Raw genomic sequence first — 6,734 nt, forward strand, 5'->3', positions numbered from 1 at the left:
CCCTCCGAAGGCCCCGCGCCTACACCGCCAGGCAGCTCGGCCCGAGCAGCTGCTTGAGGTCACCGAACAGCGCCGGGTCCGACTTCACCCGGTGCCGGTCCAGCCGCAGCACCGTCGTCTTGTTGCGGCTCTCCAGCCGCACCCGCACCTCGGTGCTGCCCCGGTGGCTCCCCAGCACCTCGCCGAGCCGGGCCACCAGCGGCGGGGTGACCTTCCCGCTCGGGATGTTGATGATGATCGGCGCGTCCGCGTGCGCGTTGGAGAGGTCCGGGACGGAGAGCTCCATGCCCATCAGCCGCGGCACGTCCTCCCGCTTGTCCAGCTTGCCGCGCACGAACACGACCGCGTCCTCGACCAGTTGCGAGGACACCAGCTGGTAGCTGGCCGGGAAGAACATGCAGTCGATCGAGCCCGCCAGGTCCTCGACGGTCGCGATCGCCCAGGCGTTGCCCTGCTTGGTCATCTTCCGCTGGAGGCCCGAGATGATGCCGCCGATGGTGACGATCGTCCCGTCCGGCCGCTCCGCGAGGTCGGCGACCGCGCAGTCCGCCTTGTCGGCGAGCACGTGCTCGATGCCGTGCAGCGGGTGCGAGGAGACGTACAGGCCGAGCATCTCCCGCTCCTGGGTGAGCAGGAAGGACTTCTCCCACTCCTCCTCGGAGAACACGACGTCCAGCCCGAAGCTCGGCTCGTCCGCGGTGGCGTCGCCGCCGAAGAGGTCGAACTGCCCCTCGGCCTCCTTGCGCTTGACCCCGACGACGTTGTCGATCATCGGCTCGAACTGCGCGCTCAGCCCCTTGCGGGTGTGCCCGAGCGAGTCGAAGGCGCCGGCCTTGATCAGCGATTCGACGGTCCGCTTGTTGCAGACCACCGACTCCACCTTGTCCAGGAAGTCCGGGAACGACGCGAACTTCCCCTTCGCCTTCCGGGTCCGGATCATCGAATCGACCACCGGCCCACCGACGTTGCGGATGGCGGTGAGGCCGAAGCGGACCAGGGTGTCACCGTGCGGGGTGAAGTCCGAGTCCGACTCGTTGACGTCCGGCGGCAGCACCTGGATGCCCATCTTGCGGCACTCGTTGAGGTAGACCGCGGACTTGTCCTTGTCGTCCTTGACCGAGGTGAGCAGCCCGGACATGTACTCGGCCGGGTAGTTGGCCTTGAGGTAGGCCGTCCAGTACGAGACCAGCCCGTACCCGGCGGTGTGCGCTTTGTTGAACGCGTAGCCGGAGAAGGGGACCAGGACGTCCCACACGGCCTGGATCGCCGCGTCGGAGTAGCCGCGCTCGCGGCAGCCCTTCTGGAAGGGGACGAACTCCGCCTCCAGGATCTCCTTCTTCTTCTTGCCCATCGCCCGGCGCAGCAGGTCGGCCTGGCCGAGCGAGTAGCCGGCCAGGATCTGCGCGGCCTTCTGCACCTGCTCCTGGTAGACGATCAGGCCGTACGTCGGCCGGAGCACCTCCTCCAGGGGCTTCTCCAGCTCCGGGTGGATCGGGGTGATGTCCTGCTGCCCGTTCTTGCGCAGCGCGTAGTTCGTGTGGGAGTTGACGCCCATCGGGCCCGGACGGTACAGCGCGAGGACGGCGGAGATGTCTTCGAAGTTGTCGGGCTTCATCAGCCGCAGCAGCGAGCGCATGGGGCCGCCGTCGAGCTGGAAGACGCCGAGCGTGTCGCCGCGGGCGAGGAGTTCGTAGGTCGGCTTGTCGTCGAGCGGCAGCTTGAGCAGCTCGATCTTCTCGCCCTTGTTCTTCTCGATCGCCTTGACGGCGTCGTCCATGATCGTCAGGTTGCGCAGGCCGAGGAAGTCCATCTTGAGAAGGCCGAGGCCCTCACAAGTCGGGTAGTCGAACTGCGTGATGGTGACGCCGTCGGTGTGCCGGGTCCAGACCGGGATGTGGTCGGTCAGCGGCTCGGCGGACATGATGACGCCGGCCGCGTGCACGCCGGGCTGGCGGATCAGGCCCTCGATGCCGCGCGCGGTGTCGATGACCTTCTTGACGTCCGGGTCGCTCTCGTACAGGCCGCGGATCTCGCCGGCCTCGCCGTAGCGCGGGTGCGAGGAGTCGGTGATGCCGGACAGCGGGATGCCCTTGCCCATGACGTCCGGCGGCATCGCCTTGGTGATCCGGTCGCCCATCGCGTACGGGTAGCCGAGGACCCGGGAGGAGTCCTTGATGGCGGCCTTCGCCTTGATGGTGCCGTACGTGACGATCATGGCGACCTTGTCGGAGCCCCACTTCTCCGTCACGTAGCGGATCACGTCGCCGCGCCGGCGCTCGTCGAAGTCGATGTCGACATCGGGCATGGAGATGCGCTCGGGGTTGAGGAAGCGCTCGAAGATCAGGCCGTGCGGGATGGGGTCGAGGTCGGTGATGCCCATCGCGTACGCGACCAGCGAGCCGGCCGCCGAACCACGGCCGGGGCCCACCGCGATGCCCTGGCTCTTGGCCCACATGATGAAGTCGGCGACCACGAGGAAGTACGCCGGGAACCCCATCTGGATGATGGTGTCCATCTCGTACTCGGCGAGCTTCTTGTGCTCCTCGTCGTACCCCCCCGGGAAGCGCCAGTCCATGCCCTCCCAGACCTTGGACTTGAAGAAGTCCGCCTCGGACTCGAAGCCCTCCGGGATCGGGAAGCGGGGCATCAGGTTCTTGAACTTGAACATGCCCTCGGTGTCGACCCGCGAGGCGACCAGGAGCTGGCTGTTGCGGCAGCCCTCCTGCCAGGCGTCCGAGGAGTCCAGCGCGTACATCTCGGCGGCGGACTTGATGTAGTAGCCGGTGCCGTCGAAGCGGAAGCGGTCCGGGTCGGAGAGGTTCTTGCCGGTCTGCACGCAGAGCAGCAGGTCGTGCGCGCCGGCGTCGGCCTCGGTGGTGTAGTGCGAGTCGTTGGTGACGACCGGGGGGATGTTCAGCTTCTTGCTGATCTCCAGCAGCCCGTCGCGGACCCGCTTCTCGATGTCGAGACCGTGGTCCATCAGCTCCAGGAAGTAGTTCTCCTTGCCGAAGATGTCCTGGTAGTCGGCGGCGGACTTCAGCGCCTCGTCGAACTGGCCGAGGCGCAGCCGGGTCTGCACCTCGCCGGAGGGGCAGCCGGTGGTGGCCATCAGGCCGTCGGACAGGTCGGAGATCAGCTCCTTGTCCATCCGGGGCCACTTCACCAGCCAGCCCTCGGCGTACGAGCGCGAGGTCAGCTTGAAGAGGTTGTGCAGGCCCTCCTTGTTCCGGGCCCAGATGGTCTTGTGGGTGTACGCGCCGGACGCCGAGACGTCGTCCCGCTTCTGGTGCGGCTGGCCCCACAGGATGCGCTTGGTGTTCGAGCGGGACTCCGGGGCGACGTACGCCTCGATGCCGATGACGGGGGTGATGCCCGCGGCGGTGGCCTGCTTGTGGAACTCGGCGGCGCCGTACATGTTGCCGTGGTCGGTCATGGCGACATGGGTCTGGCCGAGGCGCTCGACCTCCTTGAACATCTGCTTCAGCCGGGCGGCACCGTCCAGCATCGAGTACTCGGTGTGGACGTGCAGATGCGCGAACGGCTGATCGCTCAAGGCGGGGCCTCCGGAGGCTCTGGTGCTGGTCGGGTGGGCCGGCGAACGCGCAGGTCACAGGGGATGCCCCTGGAAATGGATGTGGCCCGGAGCACCTCTCGGGGCCCGGACCGTCACTCACGCGTTCACCCGTCTACTCTAGCCCCCTCGCGGGGCTTGCCTCGCGTCGCCGGCGGCGTCCCAGGCCGGCCCGGCGAGTCGCGCTCCGGCGGCCTCCCGGACCTCGGGGGACTCCAGCGGATCGTCCCGCAGGTGGGCGAGGCGCTCCGGCAGGCCGGGGCGGTCGGGGGCGTGCTCGACGGCGAGGAGACGGGCCTCGGCCTGGCAGTCCCAGAGCGATTCGACGTACGCCTCGTCCAGCCCGGCGGGGTCGATGGCGGCCAGCGCCCGGAGGTAGGCGGGGCGCTCGTACGGGTGCGGGGTGCTCACCCAGAAGCCGCGCAGCAGGGGGACAGCCCCGGCGGCCTCGGGCCCGTGGCGGCCCAGGCCCCGTGCCATGAACATCGGGCCGCACCAGGTGCGGCCCGCCCAGTCCCGCTCCAGCCGGGCGAGGAGCACCGGGACGTCCTGGGGCTCCCCGTGTTCGGACAGCACCCGCAGCCCCTCCCAGGCCAGCCAGCGGGTGTCCGAGGCGGCCCACGCGCGGGCGGCGGGCATGGCGTGGGCGCCGAGCTTCGCCAGGAGGCCGGTCACCAGGGGCAGGGAGTGCCTGCCGTCCGCCGTGCCGAGGGACGGGACGAGCGGGACCAGGCCGGGCTCGGGGTCACGGTCGTGGTGGAGGACGTACAGGGCGTCCTCCCGGCGGTCCTCGGATCCGGTGGCGATCGCCTCCAGGAGCTCCGCGTTCGTCAGCCCGGCCGACGGGCGGGGCTTCGGGGGCGTGCGGTCCGGGGTGGGGATCGCGACGCCCCAGTGCTCCCAGGCCTTCGCCCAGGGCGTCGGGTCGTCGCCGTCCGTGAGGCGTGCCCGGGCGGTGTCGGCCAGGTCCTCCCACCACTCCACCGGCCAGCTCCCGGAGAGGGACTCCAGGACGGGCAGCCACCGCCCGCCCTCGCGGATGTACGCCCGCAGGACCTCCCGGGCCTCGGCGGAGCCGTCGAGGGCCAGCAGTTCGAGGACGCCGGCGACCTCCTCGGCGCCGTGGCCGTCGGCGGCGGCCAGGGCCTCGGCGACCGGGGCGAGCGGGAGGGCGAGGTCCCGGAGCAGGCGGGCGAGGTAGACGCGGTGCTCGTCGACCAGCCAGTCCCAGCGCCAGTCCGTACGGACACAGGCGTAGACGGCGTCGGCGGCGGCGGTGGGGTCGTCGGCGGCCCGCAACGCGCCGAGGCCCCGGCCGCGCTGGAGCAGGCCGAGGAGGGTGTCCACCGGGCGGTAGGAGTGGCTTTCCGTGTCCTCAGCCATGCCGGACCAGCCGGGCCGTGGCGGCCTCCCGGACCGCCGGGTCCTCGATCGGATCGTCGCGGAGCTCGGCGATCCTGCGCAGCGCGTCGGGGCGGTCGGGGGCGTGCTCGACGGCGAGGAGCCGGGCGGCCGGTTCGCAGTCCCAGAGCGACTCGACGTAGGCCTCGGCCAGGCCTGCGGCTCCGATCGCCGCCAGCGCCTCCAGGTAGGCGGGGCGCTCGTACGAGTGCGGGGTGGCGAGCCAGAAGCGGCGCAGCAGGGAGACGGCCCCGGCGGCCTCCGGGCCGAACCGGGCCAGCCCGCGGGCGAGGGAGGCCGGGCCGCACCAGGTCCGGTCCACCCAGTGCTGTTCCAACGCGGCGACGAGAGTGGGGAGGTCCCGCTCCTCGTTACCCCGCTCCGCCTTGCCCCGCTCCTCGTTGCCCCGCTCCGCCTTGCCCCGCTCCTCGATGTCCCGCTCCTCGTCGGGCGCGGTCGGGGATGCCCCGGTCTCCCGAACGTCCGTCCGCAGGGCCTCCTCTGCTTCCGCCGAGCCGCCGAGCGCCAGCGGTTCCAGCACGCCGGCGGCCCGTCGGCGGGTGTCCTCGTCACGGGCCAGCAGCTCGATCACCGGGCCGAGCGGAAGCTCCAGGTCCCGGATCAGCCGGGCGAGGTAGACGTGCCGGGAGTCGACCTGCCGGTCCCAGCGCCACTCCCAGCGGACGCAGCCGTGGACCAGGTCGGCGACCGAGGACCGGTCCTCGGCGGCGATCAGCGCGCCCTGGCCCCGGCCGCGCGGCAGGAGCCCGAGGAGGGTGGTCGTCGGCGCGTAGTGGTCGGAGTGCATGCGGTCCATGGTGCCCCCCGGCCCCCGCCGCCCGGGCGGCGGGGTGGGCGGTCCTCGCGCGGGATGCCGGCCCGGCCGACTCCCTGCGCACCGCCACGGCCCGGCGGCATGATGTGGCCGTGACGACCAGCGCAGACCTGCACCCGGACCGGCTCCCCGGCTACGACGGCGGCCCTCTCGCCCACCTGCCCGAGGTTCTCGACGAGCCCCGCTTCTGGCTGGGACACCTCCACCCCTGCCTGCAGGGCAAGCGGGCCAGAAGGCTTCTCATCGGCGCGGACCACGCCTCGAACAGGTTCCACCGCGACCTGTCCGAACGCGCGGACTGGCCCACCTTCACCGTCCCGGTCGCCGGCGGCCGCCTGTACGTCGTCTACCGCAACGACGAGGAGGCCCCGGGCACCGACTACCTGCTGCACCACCCCGCCTGGGACCGCGCCGAGTTGCTCGCACGGGACGACGTCCACTTCATGGGCCCCGGACTGTCCTGGCCCGAGCTGGCATCCGCCGCCGACAACGGCCTGGACGGCGGCAGCACCACCGACGCCGACAGTCGCCTGCTCCTCCTGCTGCCCGCGTTCGGAGACGTGGCCGCACCCGCCGCGGCCGTCGAGCGGGTGGCGGCCGCGCTGCGCGCCCGGACCACCGTCGAGAAGCCCGAACTGCTCGCGGCGGCGATGCTGGAGGACCACGGCCACTACGGCCCGACGACCTGGACGACGACCGGCGACGGCCACCGGATCAACGACGGCCGCTACTCCTTCCGCAACCCCGCCAAGGGCTTCGCCCTCTCGGCGGACCGCCTCGCCCGGGTGACGTCGGCACTGTCATGATCGCCGCCATCCCCCGATCGGGCGATCTCCGGTCCCCGCGCGGGACGTCGGCCGGGCCGCCGTCCCGCGCTCCCGGCTCCCGGCTCCCGGCTCCCGGCTCCCGGCTCCCGGCTCCCCGCGC

General features: G+C 71.6%; 4 protein-coding genes. 1 reads left to right on the plus strand and 3 read right to left on the minus strand.

Annotated elements, in window-relative coordinates; translation table 11 throughout:
* Window positions 1-19: 19 nt before the first annotated feature.
* The 3 genes from dnaE to ACFRMQ_RS36370 all read right to left on the minus strand — a co-directional run bounded on the left by dnaE (window position 20) and on the right by ACFRMQ_RS36370 (window position 5,780).
* Window positions 20-3,553, minus strand: coding sequence for a DNA polymerase III subunit alpha (gene dnaE / locus ACFRMQ_RS36360; protein ID WP_380735110.1), 3,534 nt, complete (start codon window positions 3,551-3,553; stop codon window positions 20-22).
* A gap of 138 nt (window positions 3,554-3,691) precedes the next feature.
* Entirely contained in the window at window positions 3,692-4,954 is a 1,263-nt protein-coding gene (locus tag ACFRMQ_RS36365; protein WP_380735111.1) for a hypothetical protein, read from the minus strand.
* Entirely contained in the window at window positions 4,947-5,780 is an 834-nt protein-coding gene (locus ACFRMQ_RS36370) for a hypothetical protein (RefSeq protein ID WP_380735112.1), read from the minus strand. Before ACFRMQ_RS36370 ends, ACFRMQ_RS36365 begins: the two co-directional genes overlap by 8 nt.
* A gap of 119 nt (window positions 5,781-5,899) precedes the next feature.
* Between ACFRMQ_RS36370 and ACFRMQ_RS36375 the strand changes: the two genes are divergently transcribed.
* Window positions 5,900-6,613, plus strand: coding sequence for a hypothetical protein (locus ACFRMQ_RS36375; protein WP_380735113.1), 714 nt, complete (start codon window positions 5,900-5,902; stop codon window positions 6,611-6,613).
* Window positions 6,614-6,734: the final 121 nt, after the last annotated feature.

The sequence above is a fragment of the Kitasatospora sp. NPDC056783 genome (assembly GCF_042789895.1).
Lineage (GTDB): Bacteria > Actinomycetota > Actinomycetes > Streptomycetales > Streptomycetaceae > Kitasatospora.